28 protein-coding genes are annotated in these 26,885 nt (G+C 64.1%); 25 read left to right on the top strand and 3 right to left on the bottom strand.

What is annotated here, in order from left to right:
- The 9 genes from V6M49_RS16240 to V6M49_RS16200 all read left to right on the top strand — a co-directional run.
- Nucleotides 1-386 (top strand): diaminopimelate decarboxylase family protein (locus V6M49_RS16240; protein ID WP_442959750.1); only part of this gene is annotated, 386 nt, incomplete at its 5' end.
- Nucleotides 379-1,695, top strand: a complete 1,317-nt coding sequence (locus V6M49_RS16235) for a homoserine dehydrogenase (protein WP_141140977.1) — start codon at nucleotides 379-381, stop codon at nucleotides 1,693-1,695. The genes V6M49_RS16240 and V6M49_RS16235, both read left to right, overlap by 8 nt.
- On the top strand, nucleotides 1,696-2,802 hold the full coding sequence (gene thrC / locus V6M49_RS16230; protein WP_141140976.1) for a threonine synthase: 1,107 nt from the start codon (nucleotides 1,696-1,698) through the stop codon (nucleotides 2,800-2,802).
- A 2-nt stretch (nucleotides 2,803-2,804) separates the two neighbouring features.
- Nucleotides 2,805-3,779: a homoserine kinase gene (thrB, locus tag V6M49_RS16225; RefSeq protein WP_332762030.1), complete on the top strand. Its 975-nt coding sequence runs from the start codon at nucleotides 2,805-2,807 to the stop codon at nucleotides 3,777-3,779.
- Nucleotides 3,780-4,075: 296 nt separating this feature from the next.
- Nucleotides 4,076-6,313, top strand: coding sequence for a transcription termination factor Rho (gene rho / locus V6M49_RS16220; protein WP_332762029.1), 2,238 nt, complete (start codon nucleotides 4,076-4,078; stop codon nucleotides 6,311-6,313).
- 107 nt (nucleotides 6,314-6,420) lie between these two features.
- Nucleotides 6,421-7,494 carry a peptide chain release factor 1 gene (gene prfA / locus V6M49_RS16215; RefSeq protein WP_058932004.1) on the top strand — a complete coding sequence of 358 codons (1,074 nt, stop codon included), beginning with the start codon at nucleotides 6,421-6,423 and terminating at the stop codon, nucleotides 7,492-7,494.
- 12 nt (nucleotides 7,495-7,506) lie between these two features.
- The gene (gene prmC, locus V6M49_RS16210) at nucleotides 7,507-8,376 is read left to right on the top strand and encodes a peptide chain release factor N(5)-glutamine methyltransferase (RefSeq protein WP_104061165.1); all 870 of its coding nucleotides are present in this window, start codon (nucleotides 7,507-7,509) and stop codon (nucleotides 8,374-8,376) included.
- 15 nt (nucleotides 8,377-8,391) lie between these two features.
- Nucleotides 8,392-9,195: an L-threonylcarbamoyladenylate synthase gene (locus tag V6M49_RS16205; protein ID WP_141140972.1), complete on the top strand. Its 804-nt coding sequence runs from the start codon at nucleotides 8,392-8,394 to the stop codon at nucleotides 9,193-9,195.
- Nucleotides 9,192-9,950, top strand: coding sequence for a WecB/TagA/CpsF family glycosyltransferase (locus tag V6M49_RS16200; protein ID WP_332762026.1), 759 nt, complete (start codon nucleotides 9,192-9,194; stop codon nucleotides 9,948-9,950). The genes V6M49_RS16205 and V6M49_RS16200 overlap by 4 nt, the downstream gene beginning before the upstream one ends.
- Here V6M49_RS16200 and V6M49_RS16195 read toward each other — a convergent pair.
- Nucleotides 9,947-10,843 (bottom strand): glycosyltransferase, encoded by an 897-nt coding sequence (locus tag V6M49_RS16195; protein WP_332762024.1) that lies wholly within the window; start codon nucleotides 10,841-10,843, stop codon nucleotides 9,947-9,949. The genes V6M49_RS16200 and V6M49_RS16195 overlap by 4 nt on opposite strands.
- 293 nt (nucleotides 10,844-11,136) lie before the next feature.
- On the opposite strand from V6M49_RS16195, the gene V6M49_RS16190 reads away from it, so the two are divergent.
- The 14 genes from V6M49_RS16190 to V6M49_RS16125 all read left to right on the top strand — a co-directional run bounded on the left by V6M49_RS16190 (nucleotide 11,137) and on the right by V6M49_RS16125 (nucleotide 24,577).
- The gene (locus V6M49_RS16190; protein ID WP_141140969.1) at nucleotides 11,137-12,249 is read left to right on the top strand and encodes an MraY family glycosyltransferase; all 1,113 of its coding nucleotides are present in this window, start codon (nucleotides 11,137-11,139) and stop codon (nucleotides 12,247-12,249) included.
- Between the two features lie 93 nt (nucleotides 12,250-12,342).
- Nucleotides 12,343-12,825: a hypothetical protein gene (locus V6M49_RS16185; RefSeq protein ID WP_141140968.1), complete on the top strand. Its 483-nt coding sequence runs from the start codon at nucleotides 12,343-12,345 to the stop codon at nucleotides 12,823-12,825.
- Nucleotides 12,818-13,156 carry a hypothetical protein gene (locus V6M49_RS16180; protein WP_227008120.1) on the top strand — a complete coding sequence of 113 codons (339 nt, stop codon included), beginning with the start codon at nucleotides 12,818-12,820 and terminating at the stop codon, nucleotides 13,154-13,156. Before V6M49_RS16185 ends, V6M49_RS16180 begins: the two co-directional genes overlap by 8 nt.
- 81 nt (nucleotides 13,157-13,237) lie before the next feature.
- The gene (atpB, locus tag V6M49_RS16175) at nucleotides 13,238-14,038 is read left to right on the top strand and encodes a F0F1 ATP synthase subunit A (protein WP_141140967.1); all 801 of its coding nucleotides are present in this window, start codon (nucleotides 13,238-13,240) and stop codon (nucleotides 14,036-14,038) included.
- A gap of 79 nt (nucleotides 14,039-14,117) precedes the next feature.
- Nucleotides 14,118-14,336 carry an ATP synthase F0 subunit C gene (gene atpE / locus V6M49_RS16170; protein WP_011775261.1) on the top strand — a complete coding sequence of 73 codons (219 nt, stop codon included), beginning with the start codon at nucleotides 14,118-14,120 and terminating at the stop codon, nucleotides 14,334-14,336.
- Nucleotides 14,337-14,388: 52 nt separating this feature from the next.
- Nucleotides 14,389-14,940, top strand: coding sequence for a F0F1 ATP synthase subunit B (locus tag V6M49_RS16165; protein ID WP_056349412.1), 552 nt, complete (start codon nucleotides 14,389-14,391; stop codon nucleotides 14,938-14,940).
- Nucleotides 14,940-15,767, top strand: coding sequence for a F0F1 ATP synthase subunit delta (locus V6M49_RS16160; protein ID WP_104061170.1), 828 nt, complete (start codon nucleotides 14,940-14,942; stop codon nucleotides 15,765-15,767). Before V6M49_RS16165 ends, V6M49_RS16160 begins: the two co-directional genes overlap by 1 nt.
- An 83-nt stretch (nucleotides 15,768-15,850) precedes the next feature.
- Nucleotides 15,851-17,488, top strand: coding sequence for a F0F1 ATP synthase subunit alpha (gene atpA / locus V6M49_RS16155; protein ID WP_141142110.1), 1,638 nt, complete (start codon nucleotides 15,851-15,853; stop codon nucleotides 17,486-17,488).
- Nucleotides 17,489-17,562: 74 nt separating this feature from the next.
- Nucleotides 17,563-18,456 (top strand): F0F1 ATP synthase subunit gamma, encoded by an 894-nt coding sequence (locus V6M49_RS16150; protein ID WP_141140966.1) that lies wholly within the window; start codon nucleotides 17,563-17,565, stop codon nucleotides 18,454-18,456.
- 80 nt (nucleotides 18,457-18,536) lie between these two features.
- Nucleotides 18,537-19,991 carry a F0F1 ATP synthase subunit beta gene (gene atpD, locus V6M49_RS16145; protein ID WP_141140965.1) on the top strand — a complete coding sequence of 485 codons (1,455 nt, stop codon included), beginning with the start codon at nucleotides 18,537-18,539 and terminating at the stop codon, nucleotides 19,989-19,991.
- A 1-nt stretch (nucleotide 19,992) separates the two neighbouring features.
- Entirely contained in the window at nucleotides 19,993-20,277 is a 285-nt protein-coding gene (locus V6M49_RS16140; protein WP_056349400.1) for a F0F1 ATP synthase subunit epsilon, read from the top strand.
- A gap of 10 nt (nucleotides 20,278-20,287) precedes the next feature.
- Entirely contained in the window at nucleotides 20,288-20,719 is a 432-nt protein-coding gene (locus V6M49_RS16135) for a DUF2550 domain-containing protein (RefSeq protein ID WP_056349397.1), read from the top strand.
- Between the two features lie 4 nt (nucleotides 20,720-20,723).
- The gene (locus tag V6M49_RS16130; protein ID WP_332762020.1) at nucleotides 20,724-22,031 is read left to right on the top strand and encodes an alpha/beta hydrolase; all 1,308 of its coding nucleotides are present in this window, start codon (nucleotides 20,724-20,726) and stop codon (nucleotides 22,029-22,031) included.
- Nucleotides 22,028-24,577 carry a bifunctional lysylphosphatidylglycerol flippase/synthetase MprF gene (locus V6M49_RS16125; RefSeq protein ID WP_332762018.1) on the top strand — a complete coding sequence of 850 codons (2,550 nt, stop codon included), beginning with the start codon at nucleotides 22,028-22,030 and terminating at the stop codon, nucleotides 24,575-24,577. The genes V6M49_RS16130 and V6M49_RS16125 overlap by 4 nt, the downstream gene beginning before the upstream one ends.
- 141 nt (nucleotides 24,578-24,718) lie before the next feature.
- On the opposite strand, the gene V6M49_RS16120 is transcribed toward V6M49_RS16125, so the two are convergent.
- Both V6M49_RS16120 and nucS read right to left on the bottom strand, forming a co-directional pair.
- Nucleotides 24,719-24,922, bottom strand: a complete 204-nt coding sequence (locus V6M49_RS16120) for a cold-shock protein (protein ID WP_011692441.1) — start codon at nucleotides 24,920-24,922, stop codon at nucleotides 24,719-24,721.
- A gap of 336 nt (nucleotides 24,923-25,258) precedes the next feature.
- On the bottom strand, nucleotides 25,259-25,954 hold the full coding sequence (nucS, locus tag V6M49_RS16115; protein ID WP_254752555.1) for an endonuclease NucS: 696 nt from the start codon (nucleotides 25,952-25,954) through the stop codon (nucleotides 25,259-25,261).
- A gap of 37 nt (nucleotides 25,955-25,991) precedes the next feature.
- Here nucS and V6M49_RS16110 point away from each other — a divergent pair, with 37 nt between their 5' ends.
- Both V6M49_RS16110 and V6M49_RS16105 read left to right on the top strand, forming a co-directional pair.
- Nucleotides 25,992-26,348 carry an ATP/GTP-binding protein gene (locus V6M49_RS16110; protein ID WP_332762015.1) on the top strand — a complete coding sequence of 119 codons (357 nt, stop codon included), beginning with the start codon at nucleotides 25,992-25,994 and terminating at the stop codon, nucleotides 26,346-26,348.
- A gap of 93 nt (nucleotides 26,349-26,441) precedes the next feature.
- Nucleotides 26,442-26,885: alpha/beta hydrolase (locus tag V6M49_RS16105; RefSeq protein WP_442959748.1), on the top strand; the 444-nt coding region annotated here is incomplete at its 3' end.

Here is a 26,885-nt window from a genome sequence, read left to right as displayed (position 1 = left end):
AGAACGTTACGCATCCGCGCCGCTATGTGTCAGTGGACGGAGGCATGAGCGATAACGCCCGCCCGGTGCTCTACGACGCGGATTATTCGGCGATTCTGGCCTCCCGCACGTCCTCGGCGTCCCCGCAGCTGTCCCGCGTAGTGGGCAAACATTGCGAGAGCGGCGACATAGTTGTTAGAGATGTATATCTGCCCGAGGACGTGGCAGCCGGTGATCTGCTTGCTGTACCGGGGACCGGCGCCTACTGCTGGGCCCTGTCAAGCAACTACAACTATCTGGCCCGGCCGGGCGTTGTCGCGGTGCGCGGCGGATCTGCCCGGCTGATTGTCCGCGGGGAAACCGAAGAAGATCTGCTTAACCGCGACATGGGAGTGCCGAATGACTGAATTGCGAACCCTGAAAGTAGCCCTGCTGGGCTGTGGCAACGTTGGGGCCCAGGTTGCGCGGATTCTCATTGAGGACGCCGACGCCCTTGCCGCCCGTACCGGTGCCCGCCTGCAGCTCAGCGGCATCGCCGTGCGCAACGTCAATGCCAAGCGGGATGTGGACCTGCCGCAGGACCTCTTCACCACCGACGCCGACACCCTGGTCAAGGACGCCGACCTGGTAATCGAGCTCATGGGCGGGATCGAGCCTGCCCGCACGCTGATCCTCTCCGCGCTGCGCAACGGCGCCTGTGTAGTCACCGGCAACAAGGCCCTGCTCGCCCAGGACGGACCCACCCTCTACGAAGAGGCCGACAAGGCCGGCGTGCAGCTGTCCTACGAGGCCGCCGTCGCCGGTGCCATCCCCATCCTGCGCCCCATCCGGGACAGCCTGGCCGGCGACCGCATTACCCGCGTGCTGGGTATCGTCAACGGCACCACCAACTTCATCCTGGACCAGATGGACTCCACCGGCGCCCAGTTCGCTGACGCCCTCGCCGAGGCCCAGCGCCTTGGCTACGCCGAAGCCGACCCCACCGCCGACGTCGAAGGCCACGACGCCGCCTCCAAGGCCGCCATTCTCGCGTCGCTGTCCTTCCACACCCGCTTCGCCCTGGAAAACGTCCACTGCGAAGGCATCACGTCCGTCAGCGCGGCGGACATCGCTGCAGCCAAGGACGCCGGATTTGTCATCAAACTGCTGGCCATTGCCGAAAAGCTCACGGATGCCGACGGCGGCGAAGGCGTTTCCGTGCGCGTGCACCCCACGCTGCTGCCACGCGAGCACCCGCTGGCCGCCGTTCGTGGCGCGTTCAATGCGGTCTTCATCGAGGCGGAAAACGCCGGCGAACTGATGTTCTACGGCCAGGGTGCCGGCGGAACCCCGACGGCGTCCGCCGTCCTTGGCGACCTTGTCTCGGCCGCCCGCCGCATTGTGCTGGGTGGCCCGGGACGCACGGAGACCACCACCGGCCACGTCCCGGCCCTGCCCATCGCCTCAGCCATCACCAGCTACTACATCGGCCTGGACGTCGCTGACCAGCCCGGCGTGCTGGCCCGGATCGCCCAGCTCTTTGCGGAGCACGGCGTGTCCATCGAAATCATGCGGCAGACCATCCACCGGGACGCAGAGTCCAACGTGGAGTCTGCCGAACTGCGGATCGTTACCCACCGCGCATCAGAGGCTGCCCTCGCAGCCACCGTCGAGGCCGTCAAGGGCCTGGACGTCATCAATTCAGTGACATCCGTTCTGCGGGTAGAAGGAGTCTAAGTGGCTCACCAATGGCGCGGCGTTATCCGCGAATACGCTGACCGGCTGCCCGTAACGGAATCCACCAGGGTCATCACGCTGGGCGAAGGCGGCACTCCGCTGGTCCACGCGCAGAAGCTCTCCGAGCTCACCGGTTCCACGGTGTACCTGAAGGTCGAAGGGATGAACCCCACCGGTTCGTTCAAGGACCGCGGCATGACCATGGCCATGACGGCCGCCGTCGCGTCCGGCGCCAAGGCCGTGGTGTGCGCGTCAACCGGCAACACCTCAGCCTCCGCCGCGGCCTACGCCACCGCAGCGGGACTGAAATGCGCCGTGCTGGTCCCCGAAGGCAAGATCTCCATGGGCAAGCTGAGCCAGGCCATTGCGCACGGCGCCACGCTGCTCCAGGTGGACGGCAACTTCGATAACTGCCTGGACATTGCACGGAAGCTGGGGGAGTCCTACCCGGTGTTCCTGGTCAACTCCGTGAACCCGGCCCGCATCCAGGGCCAGAAGACGGGCGCGTTTGAGATTGTTGATTCGCTCGGCGATGCTCCGGACATCCACGTCCTGCCCGTCGGCAACGCCGGCAACATCACGGCGTACTGGAAGGGCTACAAGGAGTACTCGGCGCCGTTCGAATCCGACACGGCCGGAACCTTGCCCGCCGTGTCCACCAAAACCCCGCAGATGTGGGGCTTCCAGGCCGCCGGCGCGGCACCGTTCGTGGCAGGGCACCCCATCACGGAACCGGACACCATCGCCACGGCCATCCGGATCGGCAACCCGGCGTCCTGGGACGGTGCCATCGCTGCACGTGACGAGTCCGGCGGATTCATCGACGCCGTGACTGACGAACAGATCCTCGATGCCCACCGCTGGCTGTCCGCCCGCGAAGGCGTTTTTGTGGAGCCCGGCTCCGCCGCCGGTGTGGCCGGCCTGCTCAAGAAGCACGCCGCCGGTGAAGTTCCCACCGGCAAGACCATCGTCATCACCGTTACCGGCCACGGCCTCAAGGACCCCCAGTGGGCTCTCCGGACCGAGGATGGCAGTGAAGTCCAGCCGGTCAAGGTCTCGAACGACGTCGTGACAGTCGCAGCTGAACTGGGACTGGAAGAAAAGTAGCCTTGGAAACCACCTCGCCCACCGCCGTTGACCTGCCCGTCATCGAAGCAGGCCAGCGCGTCACCGTCAGGGTCCCGGCCACAAGCGCCAACCTCGGACCGGGTTACGACAGCCTGGGCCTCGCCCTGGCGCTGCACGACACCCTGACGGTGGAAAGCCTCGAATCCGCTGAGCTCGTCTTCGAGCTCAGCGGTGAGGGGGCGGACACGCTGCCGCAGGACGCCAGCCACCTGGTGGTCAGGGCGATGGAGGCTGCCTTTTCCCGGCTTGGTTACCGGCACGGCGGCCTCAGGATCACGGCGACGAACGTCAACCCCCATGGCCGGGGCCTGGGATCATCGGCGTCGGCAGTGGTGGCGGCCGTCTCGGCCGCCAATGCCATGGTGCCCGAATCGGCGCGTCGCGGGCGGGACTGGATCCTGCAGCTGACCAGCGAGATGGAAGGCCATCCGGACAACGTCGCGCCCGCGATTTTCGGCGGACTGGCGCTGTCATGGCAGGACAGTGACCGGTACAGCAGCACATGCGCTACCGTGGCCGGTTCCGTGATTCCCATCGTGGCTGTCCCCGATTTTGAATTGTCCACCGAAGCCGCGCGCGCCCTGCTGCCGGCGTCTGTGGGCCATCATGCGGCGGCCATGAACTCCGGACGGGCTGCGCTGCTGATCCATGCGCTGACCCAGAAGCCCGAGTTTCTGCATGCCGGCACCGAGGATTACCTGCACCAGAGTTACCGGGCCGAGGCGATGCGGCCCAGCGCGTCCCTCATCAGGGCACTGCGCAACGCGGGCCACGCGGCAGTGGTTTCGGGTGCAGGACCTACGGTCCTGGTTCTCGCCGACGGCGAAGCCGAAGCCGCCGAGGTCCTTGGGTTTATTGAGTCCTTTACAGAGGCGAACACGCCGGGCATCGGCTGGCGCGTGCTGAAGCTGGCAGTGGACGTCGAAGGTGCTAAGGTGGACTTGCACCGGCGGTAATTCCGCCTATCTGATCGGCAGCTGCATTCAGTTGTTAGTGATCTCCTACTGCGCAATATTTTCCGGTGCCGCCTGCTTGGTCTGTCGCAGGAATCTGCAGCTGAATTGTCTGCCCCTGAATCGTCAGCCCAGCGCCCCGCCATTAATCGGTGCGTGAGGTGAATCAGTATCCGGCCCTGCTGGCCGAAATCCAACCGGCAAGACCGAAAATGCGGCTGCAGATCTGAACTGCAGCCCAGATCAAATCATCGCGTCCAGCTCCCAGTCTGGACGCCGTCGAGGGGGAAGGATCCTTCGTGACCGAAACCACTGAGCTGTCTTCAGCTGTGGAACCATCAACTTCTGCTGCCGGATCGTCAACGGCCGCACCCGCCAAGAGCAGTGGCCTCGCCGGCCTCAAGCTCGCCCAGCTGCAGGCACTTGCCAGCCAGCTGGGGATTTCCGGTGGATCCCGCATGCGTAAGGGGGATCTGGTGACCGCCATTTCCGCCCATCGCGCAGGCACGTCAGCCAGCAAGGCCCCGGCCAAGGCTGCCGAGAAGGCGTCCGAAAACCACGTAGCCCCGGCCGCTGCCGTACCGGTGGCTGCCGCAAGCGAAACCTCGGAGGCCCCGGCCGCTGAGGGGACCCGTGCCCGTGGCCGTGGACGCAGCCGCCGTGCTGTCAGTGACGGAGTAGTTGCGGCCCCCGCCGCGGCAACGGCCACTGAAGCTCCGGCCGCCGCACCCGTTGAGGCTCCGGCGTCAGCGCCCGTTGAGGCCGGCGCAGCAGCTGAGGGCGAACGCCGCCAGCCGCGTACCCGTAACCGCCGCCGCGGCGATGCGGCCGCCACGTCAACGCAGGCAGAAGCCACTGAGGCTCCGGCCGAGCAGCCCGCCGCTGAACAGCGCCAGGCTGACCGCACCGAAACCCAGCGTGCTGATTCCCAGCGCACAGAAACCCAGGGCGCCGAATCCGGCGACGGCCAGCGTGCTGACCGCCGCGAGAGCGGCCGCACTCGTGGCGCCCGCGACACCGCAGCCCGTGAAACCACGGCTCGTGACACCACGGCCCGTGAGACCACTGCCCGTGAAACCACGGCCCGTGAGACCACCGATGGTGGCCGCGACAACGCAGGCAGCCGTGACGCCGGCCAGCGTGACGGCGCCCGTCGCGATGACAGCCGCGATAACGACGATTCCGACGGCGGCAGCCGCCGCAACCGCCGCAACCGCCGCGACCGGAACGACCGCAATGACCGGAGCGACCGCTCCGGTGGCGGCCAGGACAGCCGGGACAACTCGCGTAACGACCGCTTCCGCGACCGCAACGACCGCCGTCGGGGACGCGCCCAGGGACCGGACGTCGACGACGTCGAGGTCACCGAGGACGACGTCCTGCTGCCCGTCGCCGGCATCCTGGACGTGCTGGAGAACTACGCGTTCATCCGCACCTCCGGTTACCTGCCGGGTCCGAACGACGTTTACGTCTCCCTGGCCCAGGTCAAGAAGTACAACCTGCGCAAGGGCGACGCCTGCGTGGGTGCCATCCGTGCACCGCGTGAAGGCGAAGACCGCAGCCAGCAGACCGCACGGCAGAAGTTCAACGCCCTGGTCCGCGTCACCTCCGTGAACGGAAAGACGCCGGAAGAGCTCAAGGACCGCGTCGAATTCGCCAAGCTGGTTCCGCTGTACCCGTCCGAGCGCCTGCGCCTGGAGACGGATCCCAAGAAGATCGGCCCCCGCGTCATCGACCTGGTTGCCCCGATCGGCAAGGGCCAGCGCGGCCTGATCGTCTCGCCGCCGAAGGCCGGCAAGACGCTCATCCTGCAGTCCATCGCCAACGCCATCACCACCAACAATCCTGAGGTCCACCTCATGATGGTGCTTGTTGACGAACGCCCCGAAGAAGTGACGGACATGCAGCGCACCGTCAAGGGTGAGGTCATTGCCTCCACCTTCGACCGTCCCGCCGATGACCACACCACGGTGGCCGAGCTCTCCATCGAACGCGCCAAGCGCCTCGTGGAAATGGGCATGGACGTGGTGGTCCTCCTGGACTCCATGACCCGTCTGGGCCGCGCCTACAACCTGGCGGCACCGGCCTCCGGCCGTATCCTGTCCGGTGGTGTCGACTCTGCCGCGCTGTACCCGCCGAAGCGCTTCTTCGGTGCAGCCCGCAACATCGAAAACGGTGGCTCGCTGACCATCCTGGCAACCGCGCTCGTGGAGACCGGTTCCAAGATGGACGAGGTCATCTTCGAAGAGTTCAAGGGCACCGGCAACATGGAGCTCCGCCTGTCCCGCCAGCTGGCGGACAAGCGCATCTTCCCGGCCGTGGACGTCAACGCGTCCGGTACCCGCCGCGAAGAGAACCTGCTTTCCCCCGAGGAAGTCAAGATCATGTGGAAGCTGCGCCGCGTCCTTTCCGGACTCGAAACGCAGCAGAGCCTTGAGCTGCTGACCAACAAGATCCGGGAGACCCAGAGCAACGTCGAGTTCCTCATGCAGGTCCAGAAGACAACGCTTGGCGCGAAGTCGGATAACGACAAGTAGCTGCGCTCACCGCTCAAAACATGCCGGCCTGATGGCCGGCATGTTTTGGGCGGTTCGTCGTTAAGTCCCGTGAAACTAGACTTGTAAGAGTCGAAAGAGGTTTTGAAATGTTTGAGTCCGTACAGGGCCTGCTTGATGAGCATGATGCTATCCAGGCGCAGCTTGGTGATCCTGCTGTCTATGCTGACCAGCGGCTGGCCCGGAAGCTGGGGCGGCGTTCTGCGCAGCTCAACGGCATCGTGGAGGCATACAACAAGTGGCATGCCCTGGAGGACGACCTCGCCGCTGCGAAGGAAATGGCCTCGGAGGACCCTGAGTTCGCTGCCGAGGTTCCCGTGCTGGAGGAAGCGCTGGAGCAGGCTTCGGCGAAGCTGCGCAGGCTCCTCATTCCGCGGGACCCCGACGACGCCCGCAACGTGATCCTTGAGGTCAAGGGCGGCGAAGGCGGCGACGAAGCCGCGCTCTTCGCCGGCGACCTCCTGCGGATGTACACCCGGTACGCGGAATCCCGCGGCTGGAAGACCGAACTCATCTCGGCCAACGAATCCGATCTCGGTGGCTACAAGGACGTCCAGATGGCCGTCAAAGGCAACTCGAACGATCCCGCCGAGGGCGTCTACGCACGGCTCAAGTTCGAAGGCGGCGTCCACCGCGTGCAGCGTGTGCCCGTCACCGAATCCCAGGGCCGCATCCACACCTCCGCCGCCGGCGTCCTGGTCCTCCCCGAAGTTGACGAGCCCGAAGAGCTGGACATCAACCAGAACGACCTCAAGATCGACGTCTACCGCTCGTCGGGTCCCGGTGGCCAGTCCGTGAACACCACGGACTCCGCTGTCCGTATCACGCACCTTCCCACCGGCATCGTGGTGGCCATGCAGAACGAGAAATCCCAGCTGCAGAACCGCGAAGCAGGCATGCGCGTGCTCCGCGCCCGCATCCTGGCGCACCAGCAGGAAATCATCGACGCCGAGAACTCGGCCCAGCGTAAATCCCAGATCCGCACCATGGACCGTTCGGAGCGTATCCGCACGTACAACTACCCGGAGAACCGGATCGCGGACCACCGCACCGGCTACAAGGCCTACAACCTGGACCAGGTCATGAACGGGGACCTGGAACCGGTCATCCAGTCCGCCATCGAGATGGACGAACAGGCACGCCTGGACGCCATCGGCGACTAGCCGCCGGCACCCATGACACTCGGGTCTGGGCAGTCCCTCGCGGCTGCCGTCAGCGAGGCCACGGTGATCCTCCGGGACGCCGGGGTCCCCAGCCCCCGCGTCGACGCGGAACTCCTGGCGGACCACCTGCTCGGTGTGGGGCTTGGCAGGCTCCGGGCGATGATGCTGGGGGACACTCCGGCACCTGTTGGCTACGCCGAACTTGTCGCTGAACGGGCCCAACGGATCCCGCTGCAGCACATCACCGGAGTGGCGCACTTCAGGTACCTGGAGCTCGCCGTCGGGCCGGGGGTTTTTATCCCCCGGCCGGAAACAGAGTCCGTGGTGCAACTGGTCATCGACCACGTCAAGGGGATGGCGCACCCGCGGATTGTGGACCTGGGCACGGGGTCCGGCGCGATCGCCGGCTCCATCGCCCATGAGGTGCCCGGCGCCGAAGTCCACGCCGTGGAATACAGTCCGTTCGCGCACGCGTGGGCGGCCCGGAACCTGGCGCCCCTGGGCGTCAAGCTGGTGCTGGGGGACCTCCGCGACGCGCTGCCGGAACTTAACGGAACCTTCGACGTCGTAATCTCCAACCCGCCCTACATTCCCGCCGAAGCCATCCCGAATGAACCCGAAGTTGCCCTGCACGACCCTCCCGAAGCCCTGTACGGCGGGGGTGCGGACGGCATGGAACTTCCGACGGCGGCGGCCGCCTCGGCTGCCCGGCTGCTGGTTCCCGGCGGCTACTTCGTGATGGAACACGCGGAAGTCCAGGCCGGCTGGATCGCCGGCATGATGCAGCGGACGGGTGCCTGGCGGGAGATCACCACGCATCTGGACCTCAACGGCAAGGAACGCGCCACCAGCGCCGTCCTTGCCGGTCCGCACCACGAGTGATGAAAGAATAGGCCAGTGACCACAACCTACAACTGTACGTCCGAGGACCAGCGCGCCCTTGGCCTGGAGCATGCCCAGCGTGCCATCAGCGAAAAGAAGTGCGTGGTGTTCCCCACGGACACGGTCTACGGAATTGCCGCCGACGCCTTTTCGCCGCAGGCCGTCACCATGCTGTTGGCCTCCAAAGGGCGCAGCCGCACCATGCCGCCGCCGGTACTGATTCCCCGGATCAACGCGCTGGACGGCCTGGCCACAGATGTTTCCGCTGATGCCCGCAAGCTCGCCGAGGCGTTCTGGCCGGGGGGACTGACCCTGATCCTGCACGCCCAGCCGTCGCTGGACTGGGACCTGGGCGAGACCCAGGGAACGGTGGCCCTGCGTATGCCCGCCGACGAGGTGGCCCAGGAACTCCTGACGCTGACCGGTCCGCTGGCCGTGTCCTCCGCCAACCGGACCGGCCAGCCGCCGGCACAGACCGCCGCGGAGGCACGTGCCCAGCTCGCGGAATCCGTGGAGGTCTACCTCGAAGGCGGTTTCCGGCCGGTGGAAGGAACCGACGCCGTGCCCTCCACAATCGTGGATGCCACCGGTCCTCTCCTGCGCGTCGTGCGCAATGGCGCTGTGTCCCTGGAGCAACTCCGGGAGCACGTTCCGGGCGTCTTGGGCCTGGGCGAGATCCCGATGGCTGAGCCCGAGGAAGAATCTGAACCAGTCGCTCTGCCGGCCGAATCAGCAGACGAAGAGCCGGCCGCTGAAGAGCCGGCAGCCGAAAAAGCTGCCGACGAGCCGTCCGCGCCGGTTCGGGAGACTAACGGGTGAGCCTGGCACGCCAGCACATCCCCGTCCTGGGCGTGGACGCCACGCCGCTCAAGGTTGACGACCTGCTTGAGGTGCTGGCGGGGTTCGTCGCCGACGGGACCAAGCGGACCGTCGTCGGACATAACCTGCACAGTGTCACGCTGACACATTCCGACGCGGGGTTTCGTTCCGTCTATGAGGAGAGCGACGTGGTGCTCCTCGATGGGGCGCCGGTGCTCTGGCTGTGGAGCCGGACGGGGAATGCCGTGGGGCCGGTCATGGAGTACCGGCTGGGTTCCACGGACTGGTTGCCGTCCCTGGGCAGGGTTACCGGCCTGAAGCGGATGGCGGTGGTTGGCGCCGGCGCCGAGGCAAACGCGTTGGCTGTCGAAAAGCTCCGGAGCCTTGTTCCCGGTGCAACCGTAGCGGGCCTGCCCGGCGAGGGCTGGAACGACGACGTCGAAACGGCCGCTGTGCGCTGGCTCGCAGAGCAGCAACCCCAGCTAGTCCTGCTCGGGTTGGGCATGCCGCTGCAGGAATCAGTGCTGCAGCGCCGGCTCGGCGCGCTCCCGCCGGCCATCTACTGCACCGTGGGCGGCGCGATCGAACAGCTGGCCGGAATCCAGAAACTTGCACCTCGATGGCTCGGGAGGCTCGGGCTGGAATGGGCATGGCGCCTGCTGCTGCATCCCCGCCGCGTGGCGTACCGCGTGTTTGGCGAGCCGTGGGTGCTGCTGTGGCTGCTGGCGCGGCGCCGGCTGCGGCGCGTGTCCTAGAACTTCTGGTCCTCCAGCGGCGCGAAGCCCTTGGCACGTAGTCCCTTCGAGAAGGAACTTGCCCAGGCAAGCAGTCCCTTCAGGTCACGGCGCTGCGCAAAATAGCCAAGATAGCCGCCGACGTCGGCCACCAGCGACTTAACCCGGAAATAGCGACGGATCAGGTACCCGCGGTTGCGGTAGTAGTAGTAGCGTTTGAACGCCGAATCCGGCACGATCACATGCCATCGTGCACCAAAGACGTGCTTCGTCTCGGAAAACGCATGCGGGTGGGTGATGGCGGTGGTGGTCACCGTGCCGAACCGGATGCCCGCCTTGCGGAGGCGGATGGTGAAGTCCACCTCGTCGCCGCGGATGAAGAGGCGCATGTCCGGCAGGCCCACCTTGAAAAACACGTCGGACCTGATCAGGGCACCGTTGAAGAAGTGTCCGTCGTTGGGTAGGAAACCTACTTTTTCCAGTTCGGCCCGGTCGTGGGTGACTTTCCCGTCCAGCCGGAAGAAGAAGGACAGCCGGTCGGGATGGCCCGGGGCAACCACCAGCGGGACCACGGCTTCAAGGTCGCGGGCCTCAGCCTCACGCAGCAGCGTGGCGAGGCATTCGGGATCTGCCGGCTCGGCGTCGTCGTCCATCATCCAGACCCATTTGGCACCGCTGGCCACCGCCTTCAGCGCGGCGAGGGCAAAGCCGCCTGCTCCGCCGAGGTTCGCTTCGGAACGGACGTAATCAACATTTGTGTGCCGCGCGGCAACTTCGCGTGCGGGGTCGGTGCCGCTGTCGACAAGGCAGATGGTGTCCACTGCCGCGGACTGCGCATTAATGGCGTCCAGCAGGACGGACAGCTCTTTATGACGGTTAAATGTCACGGCGGCAACTGCAACCCGGACGGTCATGGGGATTCCTTTCAGCATGGCCTTCAGGGGATTCCCCGCTCGCAATGCGCCAGTGTGGCGCGAAGCCATGGAGCCGTTGGCGCTAGTATCTTGACTAGAGTCCACTGTAATACAGCCCTGTAAGGCACCAAGCACTGCCTGCTGCGCGCCCGGCGACGGAGAAGTTTCATTTATCGAAAGTCAGATTTCCCGCCAGTGAGCCCATCGATCGAGGACCACCTGTTCGGGCCGCTGTCCATGCCCGTGCGCACCCGCAGGGTTGCGCCGCACACCGACGAAACGGCCGCTATCGCATGATTATGTACCTGCTTATGGGGCTGACGGCTGCCGTCGTGTCCTACGGAGCCACCTGGGGTGCCCGCGTCATCGGGCACCGGCTTGAACTCCACGCCCCCATCCGCAGCCGTGACATGCATACGACGCCGGTGTCCCGGCTGGGAGGTGTGGCCATCTTCCTCGGCGTGCTGGTGGCCCTCATCGTCGCCAGCCAGTCCTTCTTCGTCAAGGACATCTACCGGAACAACTTCTCGCCATGGGGCGTCCTGGCGGGCGCGGCACTGATCGTGCTCGTGGGGATCGCGGATGACCTCCTGGACATCCGTTGGTGGGTGAAGCTCATCGGCCAGAGCGCCGCAGCCCTGGTGGTGGCCATCTGGGGCGTCCGGATGACCATAGTCCCGTGGGTTCCGGAGCCGATCTATCTGGAGAACGAACTGCTCCGGGTGGTGCTGACGGCAGGGCTGATCGTCACCACCATGAACGCCTTCAACTTCATTGACGGCCTCGACGGTCTGGCCGCTGGCGTTGCCATCATCGGCGGAACTGCCTTCTTCTTCACGGCGTACTGGGTGCACCGGAACGCCGTCCTGTTGGACTATTCGGACCTGGCCACCCTGCTCACCGCCGTCGTCGTTGGCAGTTGCATCGGCTTCCTGCCGCACAACTGGTTCCCGTCCAAGATCTTTATGGGCGATTCCGGTGCCATGCTGATCGGCCTGCTGATGGCGGCCGCCGGCATCGTCTCCACAGGCCAGATCACGTCGGGGCTGTACGACCGCGCCAACGGTATCTCCACAGTCATACCGATTCTGCTGCCCTTCGCCGTGCTGTTCCTGCCACTGCTTGACCTGGGCCTCGCCGTCGTCCGCCGGACAGCGCGGGGACGTTCGCCATGGTCCGCAGACCGCGGCCACCTCCACCACAAGCTGCTGGATATCGGTTACTCGCACCGGACGGCCGTGATCCTGATGTACCTCTGGACCGCCGTCCTGTCCTTCGGGGGATTGGCCTTTGCAGTCTTCCCCTGGCAAGTAGTATTGGCCGCCGACATCTTCGCCACGCTGGTTACGGGCCTGATTACGGCCTGGCCTTACCTGCGCCGCCACAGTGACCAGTCGCCGGCGTAACGGCGTTCGGATATATTTCTATCTCGTGTAGAATTCAAGGGCAGCCCAAGCTGCCCCTCCACCCAGCCCCAGGGCGCCGACGATTGGGATCTTATGACCTCCAACGCCGAACCCGGACGTTCGTCCGGCAGCGGACCCGTTGGTGTTTCCGGTCCCACGCGCTCGCTGTGGCTTCGCCTCCTCGCACTCAGTTCAGTTGCCGGTGCAGGCGCGCTGATTCTGGCAGGCATCCCGGCTGTGATCCTGAACGGCCCCAGCGGCGTCCTGTCCAGTACTTTGGGCGGCCTCCTGGTGATGCTCTTCTTCGCCATCAGTCTTCTCGTCGGCCACTTCATGGGGCGCAACAACCCCTCCGGTGCCATCGGGATGTTCGCGGCCACCTACTTTGTCAAGGTCGTGGGTTTCGCGGTTGTCCTGTTTGTGATCGGAGCACCTGCCTGGCTTCACGACCGATGGTTCCTGATTGGTGCCGTTGCCACTGTTGTCTTCTGGCAGGCTGCCGAAATCTATGGCTTCAGCAAGGCGCGCCTGCAGATTTACAACGACCCCGAGCCCAAGGAGCCGAACGATGCCTGATCGGAAACGAACAGCGAAAAACGGTTCCTCCGTGCCCAAGAACGCTGCGCCCACGCCGGGGGTGTCGGCCGAAAACAACGACGGCGGATACAACGCCGGAATGGCCGTCTTTAGCTACATTATTGGCGGAATCATCGTCTGGAGTTTGATAGGGTGGGGTCTGGATTATCTGTGGGGAACCCGCTGGATCGTGCTCGCAGGCGCTCTGCTTGGAGCTCTCGGAGGTTTCTATCTTTCCCACATGCATGGCCTTACCAGTTCCAGAACCACGGCAGGTAAGAGCGGCGCAGACAGCGGCCCGTCCGCGGACGGAAACACAAATGCCAAATAATTTCACAGGGGGAGCTGCGGAGCACAATTCCGCGGGTCCTCGACCAACGCCCAATGATGGACACTGCAGAGAGGAAACGCGTTGATCGCGCTTGCGCTCCCGGCCCAAGATTCAGGAGAGTTCAATCCTCCTGGAATTGAAGAAATGCACCTGCCGGCAATCCTGCCGTGGGGGGTGGCTGACGGATTCTCCAAGCAGATGCTGCTGGTAATCCTGTCGGTCGTCATTATCGCCACATTCTTTCTGCTAGCTGCGCGGAAGCAGCAGCTTGTTCCCGGCAAGCTCCAGTTCGCTGGTGAAATGGCTTATGGCTTTGTCCGAAACGGCATTGCAAAAGACATTATCGGCGGCAAAGACTTCATGAAGTATGTCCCGCTGTTGTTCAGCCTTTTCTTCTTCATTCTGGTGAACAACATCTACGGCGCCATTCCCGTGATCCAGCTCCCGAGCTTCTCGCACGTTGGCGGCGCCTACGTCCTCGCGGGCATTGTATACGTCACCTGGATTGCCATCGGCATCAAGAAGAACGGCCTGAGGTACTTCAAGCTGGCCACCGTACCGTCCGGCGTCCCGGTGTACATTCTCCCGATTGTGATCCCGATCGAGATCATCTCGAACTTCCTGGTCCGGCCGGTCACACACAGCCTCCGTCTTTTCGCCACCATGCTGGCAGGACACCTGATCGTCATGATCGCCGGTTCCGGTATTGAGTACCTGGTGATGCAGGAGAACATCCTGCTCAAGGGAACCTCCCTTCTGGTCATCGCCGGCGCAGTTGCCATGTACATGCTGGAAGCACTGATCATGGCCCTTCAGGCCTACGTCTTCACGCTGCTGACCGCCATCTACATCGAAGGCGCCCTGCACGCGGACAGCCACTAGGCACCCACAAACTTCCCCTCACGGGGATGAAGCAACCCAAACAACCTGCCACATGGGTGGCATCTTGAAAGGAAGAAAAATGGAAGGCACCATCAACGGCTCCCTCAACCTCATCGGCTACGGACTGTCCGCAATCGGCGGTGGTATCGGTGTTGGTCTCGTGTTCGCTGCTTACATCAACGGCGTAGCACGTCAGCCGGAAGCCCAGCGCGTCCTGCAGCCGATCGCGTTCCTCGGCCTCGCGCTGACTGAAGCCCTCGCCATCCTCGGCCTGGTCTTCGCCTTCGTCCTGAGCTAGTCCTCAGAACCAAGCGAACATCCAGAACCGAGTAGATAAGGACGGGTGAATTATGAACCAGGTGATCATCTCAGCCGCCACTGCGGGCGAGACTAACCCACTGGTACCCAACGTCTGGGAAATGGGCGTTGTCCTCGCCGGCTTTGCTGTCCTCATGTTCATCGTGGTCAAGTTCGTTGTCCCGATGTTCGAGAAGACGTTTGCAGAGCGCGCTGAGGCAATCGAAGGCGGTATTGCCAAGGCCGAGAAGGCCCAGGCAGAAGCATCAGCCGCCCTCGAAGAATACAAGCAGCAGCTTACGGACGCCCGCGCGGAAGCTAACCGCATCCGCGAGGAAGCCCGTGCTGAAGGCGCCCAGATCCTTGCAGATCTGAAGGAAAAGGCTGCCGCTGAGTCTGCCCGCATCACGGCACAGGCACACGTGCAGATCGAATCGGAGCGCCAGGCCGCAGTTGTGTCCCTGCGCTCCGAGGTAGGCACGCTGGCCACCACGCTGGCAGGCCGCATCGTTGGCGAAGCACTCAACGATGACGAGCGTTCCGCCCGTGTTGTTGACCGCTTCCTGGCAGATCTGGAGAACCAGAACGCAGGTGCAGCTAAGTAATGTCAGGTGTATCGAGCGAATCGCTGACCACGGCGCTGACCCAACTGGAAGCAAAGCTTCCGTTGGCCTCGCTGCAGTTGGCTAAGGAACTCTTCGGAATCCTGGGAACGGTGGACAGCTCGGCTGGCTTGCGCCGCGCCCTGACTGATCCGTCCCGCACCGGTGACGAAAAGTCGGCGCTTGTCAGGCAGCTTGTTGGCGGAAAAGTCTCCGCTGAGGCTGCGGACATCGCGGGCGGACTGGCCAGTTCACGCTGGGCATCGGCCCGAGATATCGGCGATGCACTCGAGACGCTTGCCGCAACGGTGGTTATCGCTGTTGCTGAAAACAAGTCGGCCGTTTCTGCCTCCGGGATCTCTGGGCTGGAAGAGCTGGAGAACGATCTGTTCTCCTTCAACCAGGCCGTTGCCTCCAACCACGAGGTACAACGTGCTCTGTCGGAGCCGCAGGCCAGTGCTGCAGCGAAGACCGCGTTGGCGCAGAAGCTGCATCCCGGCGCAGGCGAGGAAGCAAAAGTCCTCATCGCGCAGGCAGTTTCCCAGCCCCGCGGCATCAAGGCGACTCGGCTCGTAGCCCGGTTCGCCGAGCTGGCAGCCAAACGGCAGCAGCGCTGGATTGCAACGGTCAGCGTCACCCGTCCCTTGACGGAGACGCAGTTCGCCCGCCTCCAGGCAGGGCTTAATTCCCTGTACGGTCGCGAGCTCAAGATCAACCTCACCGTTGATCCTGAACTGATCGGCGGAATCCGTGTCCAGGTGGGTGACGAAGTGCTCGACGCTTCGGTTATCACCCGGCTGGGACAGCTTCACCGCCAACTGGCCGGATAGCCGGACAAGCACAACTTAACGAAACGAAACCCCGGTCATCGTGAGCAACGATGATCACGAAAACAGGAGAGCAGGGACTGCAGATGGCCGAATTGACCATCAACGCCGACGACGTCCGTATTGCGTTGAACGAGTTCGCGGCGTCCTACGAACCCGGAAACGCTGAGCGCGTAGAGGTTGGCCGTGTAACAACCGCAGGTGACGGCATCGCCCGTGTTGAGGGCCTTCCCTCGGTCATGGCGAACGAGCTGCTTCGCTTCGAAGACGGCACCCTGGGCCTGGCCCAGAACCTTGACGTCCGCGAGATCGGTGTCATCGTACTCGGTGACTTCACCGGCATCGAAGAGGGCCAGGAAGTCCACCGCACCGGGCAGGTTCTGTCCGTACCGGTAGGCGACGCCTTCCTCGGCCGCGTGGTTGACCCCTTGGGCCAGCCCATCGACGACCTCGGCGAAATCAAGACCACCGAAACCCGTGCACTGGAACTCCAGGCGCCCGGCGTGACCCAGCGTAAGTCGGTCCACGAACCGATGCAGACCGGTCTGAAGGCTATCGACGCCATGATCCCGATCGGCCGCGGTCAGCGTCAGCTGATCATCGGTGACCGCCAGACCGGCAAGTCGGCTATCGCCATCGACACCATCATCAACCAGAAGGCCAACTGGGCTTCCGGCGATGTGACCAAGCAGGTGCGTTGCATCTACGTGGCAATCGGTCAGAAGGCATCGACCATCGCGGCTGTCCGCCAGACCCTCGAGGACAACGGCGCACTGGAATACACCACCATTGTGGCTTCCCCCGCGTCTGACCCCGCAGGCTTCAAGTACTTGGCACCGTACGCCGGTTCGGCCATCGGCCAGCACTGGATGTACGGCGGCAAGCACGTCCTCATCGTGTTCGATGACCTCTCCAAGCAGGCCGAGGCCTACCGTGCAGTGTCGCTGCTGCTGCGCCGCCCGCCGGGACGCGAAGCCTACCCGGGCGACGTCTTCTACTTGCACTCCCGCCTGCTGGAGCGTTGTGCCAAGCTCTCCGACGAGCTCGGTGCCGGCTCGATGACCGGCCTGCCGCTCATCGAAACCAAGGCAAACGACGTCTCTGCCTACATCCCGACCAACGTGATCTCCATTACCGATGGCCAGATCTTCCTGCAGTCGGACCTCTTCAACGCCAACCAGCGTCCGGCCGTCGACGTGGGTGTCTCTGTGTCCCGCGTGGGTGGTGCTGCGCAGGTCAAGTCCATGAAGAAGGTCTCCGGTACTTTGAAGCTGGAACTGGCCCAGTACCGCGACATGCAGGCTTTCGCCATGTTCGCGTCGGACCTCGATGCCGCATCGCGCCAGCAGCTGACCCGCGGCGCCCGCCTGATGGAACTGCTCAAGCAGGGCCAGTACTCACCGTTCCCGATCGAGAACCAGGTTGTGTCCATCTGGGCAGGTACCAACGGCCACCTCGACGAGGTTCCGGTTGAGGACATCAACCGCTTCGAGACCGAATTCCTGGAGCACCTCAAGCACAAGTCCTCCATCCTGACCACGCTGGCGCAGACCAACGTTATGGACGATGACACCGCTGAAGCACTGAAGACCGCGATTGTGGCCTTCAAAAAGGGCTTCTTCGGTGAAGGTGACAACCGCCTGGTAGGCGCCGGCCACGAGGAGCACGAAGCTATCTCGGAAGCCGATGTAGACCAGGAAAAGATCGTCAAGCAGAAGCGCTAGTTTCGCTGGCAGGGACTGTCGGAACCCCGAGGTTCCGGCAGTCCCGGCCACCGGGATCTTAGGAAAGGAAAAGTATGGGAGCCCAGATTCGGGTCTACCGCCAGAAGATCAGCTCGACCACGTCGATGCGCAAGATCTTCAAGGCGATGGAACTGATCGCTACCTCGCGCATTGGCAAGGCCCGCGCACGCGTAGCGGCTTCACTGCCTTACGCAAACGCGATTACGCGTGCCGTTTCTGCTGTCGCAAGCCAGAGCGAAATCGACCACCCGCTGGTCACCGAGCCGACGCAAATCCGCCGGGCAGCTGTCCTGGTTATCAGTGCAGACCGCGGCCTTGCAGGATCCTACTCGGCGACAGTGCTTAAGCAGGCGGTCGGTCTCACCGAGCTGCTCCACGAGGAGGGCAAAGAAGTCAAGACGTACGTGATGGGCCGCAAGGCCCAGGCGTACTTCGACTTCCGCAACCTTTCTTACGAGCGCGTGTGGACCGGCAACACTGACGCGCCGGAGTTTGGAACTGCACGTGAGGTCCGCGCGGCATTGCTCGAAGCCTTCGCTGCAGACTACGAAGAGGGCGGCGTGGACGAGATCCATGTTGTTTACACCCGCTTCAAGTCCATGGTGACGCAGGAGCCGACGGTCATCCGTCTTCTTCCGCTTGAGGTTGTCGAAGAGCAGGCGGCGTCCGAGTCGGACCTCCTGCCGCTCTACGAATTCGAGCCGGAAGCGGAGCAGGTTCTTGATGCCCTGCTCCCGCGCTACATCGAGTCACGCATTTTCGCCGCCATGTTGCAGGCAGCAGCTTCCGAGCTCGCAGCCCGCCAGCGGGCGATGAAGTCCGCCGGTGACAATGCCACGGACCTCATCAAGAAGTACACGCGTCTGCGCAACACTGCCCGTCAGGCTGAAATTACGCAGGAGCTTTCCGAAATTGTTGCCGGTGCTGACGCCTTGAACGCGTCCTAGCCTGCACGGTCCGGTCCAGCTGTACCTGCACTAAAGAACAAACTTAAACCCCACGCCATCTACTGAGTGAAGTGAGAGAGATGACTGCCACTGCTACCGAACACGTAGCCGCAACGTCCGGTGCGACCGGCCGTATTGCACGTGTTATTGGCCCGGTTGTCGACGTCGAATTCCCGGCTGACGCAATCCCCTCGATTTACAACGCCCTCACCACGGAGATTACCCTCAACGGTGAGACCAAGACCATCACGTTCGAGGTTGCCCTGCACTTGGGCGACAACCTCATCCGCGCCATCGCCCTGCAGGCTACCGACGGACTCGTCCGCGGCACCAACGTAGTGGACACCGGTTCTCCGATCACCGTGCCCGTCGGCGACGGCGTCAAGGGCCACATCTTCAACGTCCTCGGCAAGCCGCTGGATGTTGACGAGTCCGAGATCCAGGCTGCGGACTACTGGCCGATCCACCGCAAGGCCCCGGCCTTCGCAACGCTCGAAGGCTCCACCGAGATGCTGGAAACCGGCATCAAGGTCATTGACCTTCTCACCCCGTACATCAAGGGTGGAAAGATCGGCCTCTTCGGCGGCGCCGGCGTGGGCAAGACGGTTCTGATCCAGGAAATGATCACCCGTGTGGCCCGTAACTTCGGTGGTACCTCGGTATTCGCCGGTGTTGGCGAGCGTACCCGTGAAGGTAACGACCTCTGGGTTGAAATGGAAGAGGCAGGCGTCCTCAAGGACACCGCCCTTGTATTCGGCCAGATGGATGAGCCGCCGGGAACGCGTCTGCGCGTTGCACTGTCCGCCCTGACCATGGCGGAGTACTTCCGCGATGTGCAGAACCAGGACGTGCTGCTCTTCATCGACAACATCTTCCGCTTCACCCAGGCAGGCTCCGAGGTTTCCACCCTTCTCGGCCGCATGCCGTCGGCCGTGGGCTACCAGCCCAACCTGGCTGACGAGATGGGTCTCCTCCAGGAGCGCATCACGTCCACCAAGGGCCACTCGATCACCTCGATGCAGGCCATCTACGTTCCCGCAGATGACTACACCGACCCGGCCCCGGCCACGACCTTCGCACACCTCGACGCAACCACGGAACTTTCCCGTGAAATTGCTTCCCGTGGTCTGTACCCGGCCGTTGACCCGCTGACGTCGACGTCCCGCATCCTGGACCCGCAGTACATCGGTCAGGACCACTACAACACGGCTGTCCGTGTGAAGCAGATCCTGCAGAAGAACAAGGAACTCCAGGACATCATCGCCATCCTTGGTGTTGACGAACTGTCGGAAGAGGACAAGATCGTCGTGTCGCGTGCACGCCGTATCCAGCAGTTCCTCTCCCAGAACACCTACACCGCCAAGCAGTTCACCGGCGTCGAGGGCTCCACCGTGACCATCAAGGACACGGTTGAAGGCTTCACCGCTATCTGCGACGGCGAACTTGACCACGTTGCAGAGCAGGCGTTCTTCAACGTCGGCGGCCTGGACGATGTTGAGCGCCAGTGGGCCAAGATCCAGGAACAGACCAAGTAATATGGCTGAGCTTGAGGTTGAGATTGTCGCAGCGGATCACTTCGTGTGGTCCGGAGCGGCCAAGATGGTCAAGGCCCGCACCAGCGATGGTGAGATCGGAATCCTGCCCGGCCACTCGCCCCTGCTGGCGATCCTGGCCGAAGGTGAACTGGCCATTGAGCCGGTTTCCGGGAACCGCATTGCCGTGGCTGTTGACGGCGGATTCTTCTCCGTCGACAACAACCGCGTGGTGATTGTTGCTGACAACGCCCAACTGGGTGACGCGGCTACTGCTGGGATCCGCTAGCACGACCTTGATGGACGCTCCGACTTTTACGTTCATCTCCTTGGCAATCGTTTTCGGATTGCTGATTTTCGCACTGTGCCTTTCGGGGGTGCGCCGCTTCAATCTGCGGCGCGCCCTTGGCACAGTGGACGCCTCCATTTGCGTTGCTGGAAACAGCTGGCAGATGGGGGTTTGTCGTTACCAGGACAACGACCTTGAATGGTTCCGCCTGCTGTCCCTGAGCGTGCGTCCCAAACATAAGTTCAAGCGCAGCTCCCTGGAGCTGCTGGGCCGCCGCAAGCCCACCGAGGCCGAAGCCGTAAAGGTCCAGCCCGACGTCGTGATTGTCGAGCTGCGGTACGAAGGCCAGGATCTGCGGCTGGCCATGAAATTCGATGCCTACACGGGACTGTCCTCCTGGCTGGAAGCCGGGCCGGTCATCGGCGTGGGTACCTGGCGCTAGCCGCGTGGACTGGATCGCTGATATCCGGTTGACCGACGGACCGGTGTACTGGGCCGCCTGGGTTCTTGGTGCCACCGCCGCGCTTTCCCTGGTCTGGCGTCCGCGCGCCCTTGGCCGCCGCCGCTGGTTCCTCAGTGTTGCCGCCGCAGTTGCCGCCGCAGCCGTCGTGGTGCTCCTGGTCCATTGGGTCCTCATCTATTGGGCCTCAACCTTCCCCGAAGAACTGCCGTTCGACGTCCTGGCGTGGGTGTTTTCCGCCGTGGCCGCCCTCCTGCTGGTGTTGCTCCGGCTTCGCGCGGCGTCGTGGCGTCGCCGTGCGCTGGATGTGCTTGCCCTCCTCGCCGTGGTGCTGCTGGCCGTGGTGCAGATCAACGCTTATTTCGGCCTCAACCGGACAGTTGCGGACTTGACGGGAACGGCGCTGAGCCGCGTCCCGGCCCTGGAACAGGAGCTGATGCGCCAGCCGAACAGCCCGGCAACGTCTCTGGACGGATGGAAACCGGCCAGTGAGCTCCCTGCCGATGGCGCTCTCCGCACCGCATCCATCCCAGGAACGTCCTCGGGCCTCCAGGCACGCGACTCATACATCTACCTGCCGCCGGCCTACTTTGCTTCGAACCGTCCCAGCCTTCCGGTCCTGGTTCTGGTGCCCGGCCAGCCCGGCGGCCCTGCCGACTGGTTGACCGGCGGGTCGCTCCCGGCACGCATGGACAGTTTCGCCGCCCGGCATGGGGGAGTGGCGCCTGTTGTTGTGGTGGTTGATCCCAACGGCAGCCAGTCGGCGAACAATCTCTGCATGGACAGCGCCATCGCCCAGGCAGACACTTACCTCGCTGTCGATGTGCCGGCATGGATCTCGGGAACGTTGGACGTGGACTCCGACCACCGGCAATGGGCCATCGGCGGTTTCAGTTTTGGTGCAACCTGCGCAGTCCAGATGGCCACCCGCCACCCGGAGCTGTACACGGGTGTTCTCGCCTTTTCCAGCGAGAACGAGCCTGCGCTGGCCAAGGAACGCCAGAAAACTGTTGATGCGGCCTTCCACGGCGACACCGCTGCCTTTGATGCCCAGATACCGCTGACGCTGTTGAAGGAGCGCAAATATCCTGGCAGCGTGGCGTATTTCGCGGCCGGGGCCACAGATCCGGAGTTCGTGGCAAATCTGCGGACCCTTGAGGCGGCGGCCCGCGGGGCAGGTTTCACCGTGGGCTCGGACGTGGTGGCACACACCGGCCATTCGTGGGACGTGCTGACTCCCGGCATGGACAATGGGCTTGAGCTGCTGGCCGCACAATGGGGGTGGGCCAAATGAGGGAAGCTGGCGAATCCCGTGCGCCGGCCCTGCTCTGGTCAGCCGTCCTGCTTCCGGCTGTCCGAAGAATGTGGGGCTACCTGCGGTCGGTGCCACTGACCCTCAGTATCCTCGGTATTTTCCTGTTGGTCGGGGCGGCAACCGGCAGCTTCCTCAGCGGGCCGCCGGAGGACCTTCTATCTGTCGCAGGCGTCAGCGCCCCGGGTCTGAAGGCCGGCAACTGGTGGTCCCTGGTGACGTCACTGTTCTTTGCCACCAACCCGCTGGCCTATCTGGTGGCGTCCCTGATGATCCTATTGCTGCTGGGCCTGGCCGAGAGGCATCTTGGGCCGCTTCAGGCCGCAGCGTTTTTCCTCGGTGGCCAGTTTGCTGCCGTTACAGTCTTTCTGCTCCTGACCCAGGTGGCGAGGTATGCGGGAGACGGCTGGCTGGGACTGATGGCGGACTACAGCCTGATCGGACCCTACGCCGCCGTCCTGGCGGCTTCGCTGGCAGCGAGCGGCAGGATTCCGGTCCTGTGGCGGCGCCGGTTGCGGACGGGGCTGCTCTCGGTGTCGCTCCTGCTGGTCCTGTATGTGGGGCATGCCGAGACCGTCATCGGCCTGGTTGGTGCAGCGGTAGGACTCGCGGCCAGCTGGTGGAACCAGGGCGACCACGGCCAGCTTCACCCGCCCCGTTCGAGTGGCAGGGAAACCAGGAACCTGCTCGCCCTGACGGTTGCCGTGTTCGCCGTGGGGCCTATCCTTACCGCCGTTGCCCGGACGCCCACCGGCCCGCTGGCGTTGCTCCGGGACGTGGTGCTGAATCCCATGCCCACACTGGGCCAGCTTGAAGCAAACTGCGGAGCAACAGTGGAGGCATCCTGCCTGGAGGTGGGGCGGACGGGCTTCGCGGGACCCTTTGGCCTCGCCCTGGCAGTAGTGCCGGTGGTTCTGCTCCTCATCTGTGCTGACGGAATGCGCCGCGGCCGCCGCATGGCACTGCGCATCACGTTGGCCCTTCAGTTGGCGGTCACGGCGTTGGCCGCCGTCTACCTGGCCCTGTTCGCGCTGATCCCGCACTATCCCGCGCGGCCGCATACTGCCGCCATGGGTTCGGGTTTTGTCCACATCCTGCCTTTGGTGATCGTCCCGCTGCTGCTGGCGGTCCTGCTCTGGGTTAACCGCCGCCAGTTCCGCGTCGAGACGATTCCTGCCGCCCGTCGTCGGCTCATGGCGGTGGTGGGTGGCGTCTGGCTCCTCCTGGCCGGGAGCTACGCGCTGGCCTGGTTTGCCGCGGGGGGAATGACGCGCGACGGCGGCCTGCTGGGCTTGCTGGCTGAACTGTCCAGGCAGTATCTGCCGGTTCCACTGCCGAATCTCTACCACCGGGTCTTTGCCGAACGGGACGGCCTCGAGTCCCTGATTTTTGGCTATTCCGGACCGGTCTTCTGGCTCGTTGCGTTGGCCGGCGTCTGGTCCGTGCTCCTGGGCCGGCATCATGGCAGCGATTCGGGCCACGACGACAGGGCCGCGGCCCGGAAGCTGTTGCATGAGGGCGGCGATTCACTGTCGTGGATGGCCCTCTGGGAGCCCAACCGGTACTGGTTCAGCCCGGATGCACGCGGCGCCGTCGCCTACCAGCTGCACGGCAGTGTTGCCCTGACGCTGGCCGGCCCCTTCGGTGCGGCCGACTCCCGTCAGCGGACTGCCGAAGGGTTTCTTTCCTACTGCGGCAACCGCGCGCTCATCCCGGCCTTCTACTCGTGCGATGACACGCTGTGGCCCCTGCTGCAGGACCGGGGCTTCCAGCGCGTGTCGGTGGCGCAGGAGACCAGGCTGTCCGTCCGGCAACTTGAATTCACGGGCAAGGAATGGCAGAACGTCAGGACTGCCCGCAACCGCGCCGCCAAGATGGGCGTCAAAGCCGTCTGGGGTACGTACCACGGGCTTCCGTCCGCCCTGCGTGCCCGGCTCAGCGAAGTGTCGGAGGAATGGGCGGCAGGAAAATCAGTTCCGGAAATGGGATTCACGCTGGGCGGCATGGATGAGCTGATGGACGACGAAGTGCTGTGCTGCCTGGCCGTGGACGGCGACGGACACGTGCACGGGGTCACCAGCTGGTTGCCCGTTTACGACGGCGGGACGCTGGTCAGCCGCACACTGGACGTTATGCGCCGGGGTGCTGACGGATTCCCCGGGGTGATGGAGTTCCTCATTGCTTCGGCGGTCTTGGAGTTGCGCGAATCCGTGGAGGTGATCTCGCTCTCCGGGTCCCCGCTCGCCAGCCGGCCCGGCGACGAAACGCCGGGGAAGCCGGTGCCGGCAGAGAACCTCGTCCGCATCCTCGATGTGGTGGGCCACGCGCTCGAACCGGTCTACGGATTCCGGTCCCTGGCGGCTTTTAAATCACGCTTCAAACCCGAGTACCGAACCCTTTACCTGTATTACCAGGATCCGCTGCAGTTGCCGGCGATCGGACGGGCGCTCACCCGGGCCTATTTGCCCGGCCTTTCGCTGCGGCAGGGGGCACGGCTGGTCCGGGGCCTGGTGGGCCAGGGAAGCTGATCCTCACAGCGGCGCGAACGATTTGCGACTGGAAGTCACGGTGGACGATGACATCGCGGACAAAGAAAAGATCCCCGGCACGGATGCCGGGGATCTTTTCTTCGCTGGAGGCCACGCAGATGGCGGCCGCCGGGCGGGGGACTAGACCAGCGTTACGCCGGTAGCCTGGGGGCCCTTGGCACCCTGACCGATTTCGAACTGAACGCGCTGGTTCTCGTCGAGGGTCTTGAAGCCACCGGTCTGGATTTCCGAGTAGTGAACGAAGACATCGCCATCGGAGTCATCCGGGGTGATGAAGCCGAAGCCCTTTTCAGCGTTGAACCACTTGACGGTTCCCTGTGCCATTTATTTCTCCTCATTATGGAACTTGTCTAAGTTCGGCACACCTCGTGCCGGACTCGGTCACTCCGCGAGAAGAATCCTTCAATGCCGTTCCTGGGAACCTGCGCTGCAGGAGCTTCGCGCTCGCAACATGTCTTGCGAGCATGAAAAACACCTACACAAAGACTGGTCTAAGAATTTCACGCCGATTCCGTCAGGTCAATGGTCTGAACGGCCAATACAGCAAATTTTGCGTATAAAAAGGATGAATCCCCTTGTCAGGGGGCCGAAGGCGTCACCGGTGCGGATATCCGGCGTCAGAAAAGCGGAACTCGGCGTCATAAAAGCGGATAGCGGGCCTCAGAAAAGCCGGGAGTCGCTGTCGTCCACGCCGCGCATGGCGTCGTAGTCCAGCGTGATGCAGTCGATGCCGCGGTCGTTGGCCAGCACCTTGGCCTGCGGCTTGATCTGCTGGGCAGCGAAGATGCCACGGACCGGGGCCAGCAGCGGATCGCGGTTCAGGAGTTCAAGGTAGCGCGTGAGCTGCTCCACGCCGTCAATGTCGCCCCGCCGCTTCAGCTCGATGGCCACGGTGGCCCCGCTGGCGTCACGGGCCAGGATGTCCACCGGGCCGATGGCGGTGAAGTACTCGCGGCGAATGAGCGAAAAGCCTGAACCCAGAGTCTCGATCTGATCGGCAAGCAGGCGCTGGAGGTCAGCTTCGACGCCGTCCTTGATGAGACCGGGGTCCACTCCAAGGTCGTGGGCGGACTCGTGCAGCTGCTCGTGGATGTTGATGATCAGGCGGTCATCGGTCTTGGCGGACTGGACGGTCCACTGTTCCGTGACGCCAAGCTCCAGGTCAATGTCCTCCGGCGAGGTCACCCGCAGGGTGGCAGGCGGGCTCATCCAGTTCAGCGGCTTGTAGGAGCCGCCGTCGGAATGAACCAGCACCGAGCCGTCGGCCTTGACCAGCAGGAGCCTGGTGGCAAGGGGGAGATGGGCTTTGAGCCGGCCAACATAATCAACTGAACATCGGGCTATGACAAGTCGCACGCCGTACACACTACCGGGGCTGGGGCAGAATGGAGGCATGCCGCGTTCCAACCGTCCCCGCCGCCCTGCCTCCGGAAAGCCGGGCATAGCTGGCGGAAAGCCGGTAGGCAAGAAGGGCAACGGCGATGTTCCGGAGTTGGATTTGGAGCGGGCGCGGGCTGGAATCGCCCGCCGGGAAAGCGCGCCCGACGGAGAATGGATGGTCAGGACCATGACCGCCAGGAACGCGGAAAAGACCTACATCTGCCCCGGCTGTTCAACTGCTGTGGTCCCCGGCATCGCCCATCTGGTGGTCTGGAAGGACGATCACATATTTGGTGCGGCCGCAGGCCTGGCTGAGCGCCGCCACTGGCACACCAACTGCTGGCTGTCCCGGACGTACCGTTACCGCTGACTGGGCTCCGGCGAACGGCTCCGCCCCGGAGAAGCCGCGCTAAGAGCCAGCGCACTGCGCCTGCGGACGCCGGGAGTCGCTAAGCTGGCAGGCATGACTTTTGATCCCGCGTCGTACGAATTCAGCCAGCCAACAGGGCCCGCACCCATCCGCGCGTCAACGGTGCTGCCGGCCCGGCGCGAGAACATCGAGCTCCGCACGGAGGATGGCCACACGCTGGTGGGGGAACTGGCGCTGCCCGAGTCCGGCCAGGTCACAGCGACGTTGATCACCCTGCATCCGCTTCCGACGCACGGCGGTTTTATGGACTCGCACGTGTACCGCAAGGCGTCCTACCGGCTTCCGGCCCTGGCCGGCGTGGCTGTGCTTCGTTTCAACACGCGCGGGACGGAGTCGCCGCGGGGAACCAGCGCCGGTTCCTTCGAAGAGGGGATCGGCGAGCGGCAGGACGTTGAGGCGGCGGTACGTTTCGCCGTCGAACGCCAGCTGCCCAACCGCTGGCTGGTGGGCTGGTCCTTCGGCACCGAACTGGCGCTG

It is taken from the genome of Pseudarthrobacter sp. (genome assembly GCF_036675385.1).
Taxonomy (GTDB): domain Bacteria; phylum Actinomycetota; class Actinomycetes; order Actinomycetales; family Micrococcaceae; genus Arthrobacter.
This window is presented reverse-complemented; position numbering and strand designations above follow the sequence as displayed.

Bases quoted from the DNA above. Each gene is read 5' to 3' on its own strand.
- V6M49_RS16235 (WP_141140977.1), top strand. From the start codon at position 379: ATGACTGAATTGCGAACCCTGAAAGTAGCCCTGCTGGGCTGTGGCAAC.
- V6M49_RS16190 (WP_141140969.1), top strand. From the start codon at position 11,137: ATGATTATGTACCTGCTTATGGGGCTGACGGCTGCCGTCGTGTCCTAC.
- prmC (WP_104061165.1), top strand. From the start codon at position 7,507: ATGACACTCGGGTCTGGGCAGTCCCTCGCGGCTGCCGTCAGCGAGGCC.
- atpD (WP_141140965.1), top strand. From the start codon at position 18,537: ATGACTGCCACTGCTACCGAACACGTAGCCGCAACGTCCGGTGCGACC.
- V6M49_RS16140 (WP_056349400.1), top strand. From the start codon at position 19,993: ATGGCTGAGCTTGAGGTTGAGATTGTCGCAGCGGATCACTTCGTGTGG.
- V6M49_RS16195 (WP_332762024.1), bottom strand. From the start codon at position 10,843: ATGACCGTCCGGGTTGCAGTTGCCGCCGTGACATTTAACCGTCATAAA.
- V6M49_RS16135 (WP_056349397.1), top strand. From the start codon at position 20,288: ATGGACGCTCCGACTTTTACGTTCATCTCCTTGGCAATCGTTTTCGGA.
- atpA (WP_141142110.1), top strand. From the start codon at position 15,851: ATGGCCGAATTGACCATCAACGCCGACGACGTCCGTATTGCGTTGAAC.
- V6M49_RS16120 (WP_011692441.1), bottom strand. From the start codon at position 24,922: ATGGCACAGGGAACCGTCAAGTGGTTCAACGCTGAAAAGGGCTTCGGC.
- prfA (WP_058932004.1), top strand. From the start codon at position 6,421: ATGTTTGAGTCCGTACAGGGCCTGCTTGATGAGCATGATGCTATCCAG.
- V6M49_RS16110 (WP_332762015.1), top strand. From the start codon at position 25,992: ATGCCGCGTTCCAACCGTCCCCGCCGCCCTGCCTCCGGAAAGCCGGGC.
- V6M49_RS16150 (WP_141140966.1), top strand. From the start codon at position 17,563: ATGGGAGCCCAGATTCGGGTCTACCGCCAGAAGATCAGCTCGACCACG.
- V6M49_RS16185 (WP_141140968.1), top strand. From the start codon at position 12,343: ATGACCTCCAACGCCGAACCCGGACGTTCGTCCGGCAGCGGACCCGTT.
- V6M49_RS16165 (WP_056349412.1), top strand. From the start codon at position 14,389: ATGAACCAGGTGATCATCTCAGCCGCCACTGCGGGCGAGACTAACCCA.
- V6M49_RS16160 (WP_104061170.1), top strand. From the start codon at position 14,940: ATGTCAGGTGTATCGAGCGAATCGCTGACCACGGCGCTGACCCAACTG.
- atpE (WP_011775261.1), top strand. From the start codon at position 14,118: ATGGAAGGCACCATCAACGGCTCCCTCAACCTCATCGGCTACGGACTG.
- V6M49_RS16180 (WP_227008120.1), top strand. From the start codon at position 12,818: ATGCCTGATCGGAAACGAACAGCGAAAAACGGTTCCTCCGTGCCCAAG.
- V6M49_RS16125 (WP_332762018.1), top strand. From the start codon at position 22,028: ATGAGGGAAGCTGGCGAATCCCGTGCGCCGGCCCTGCTCTGGTCAGCC.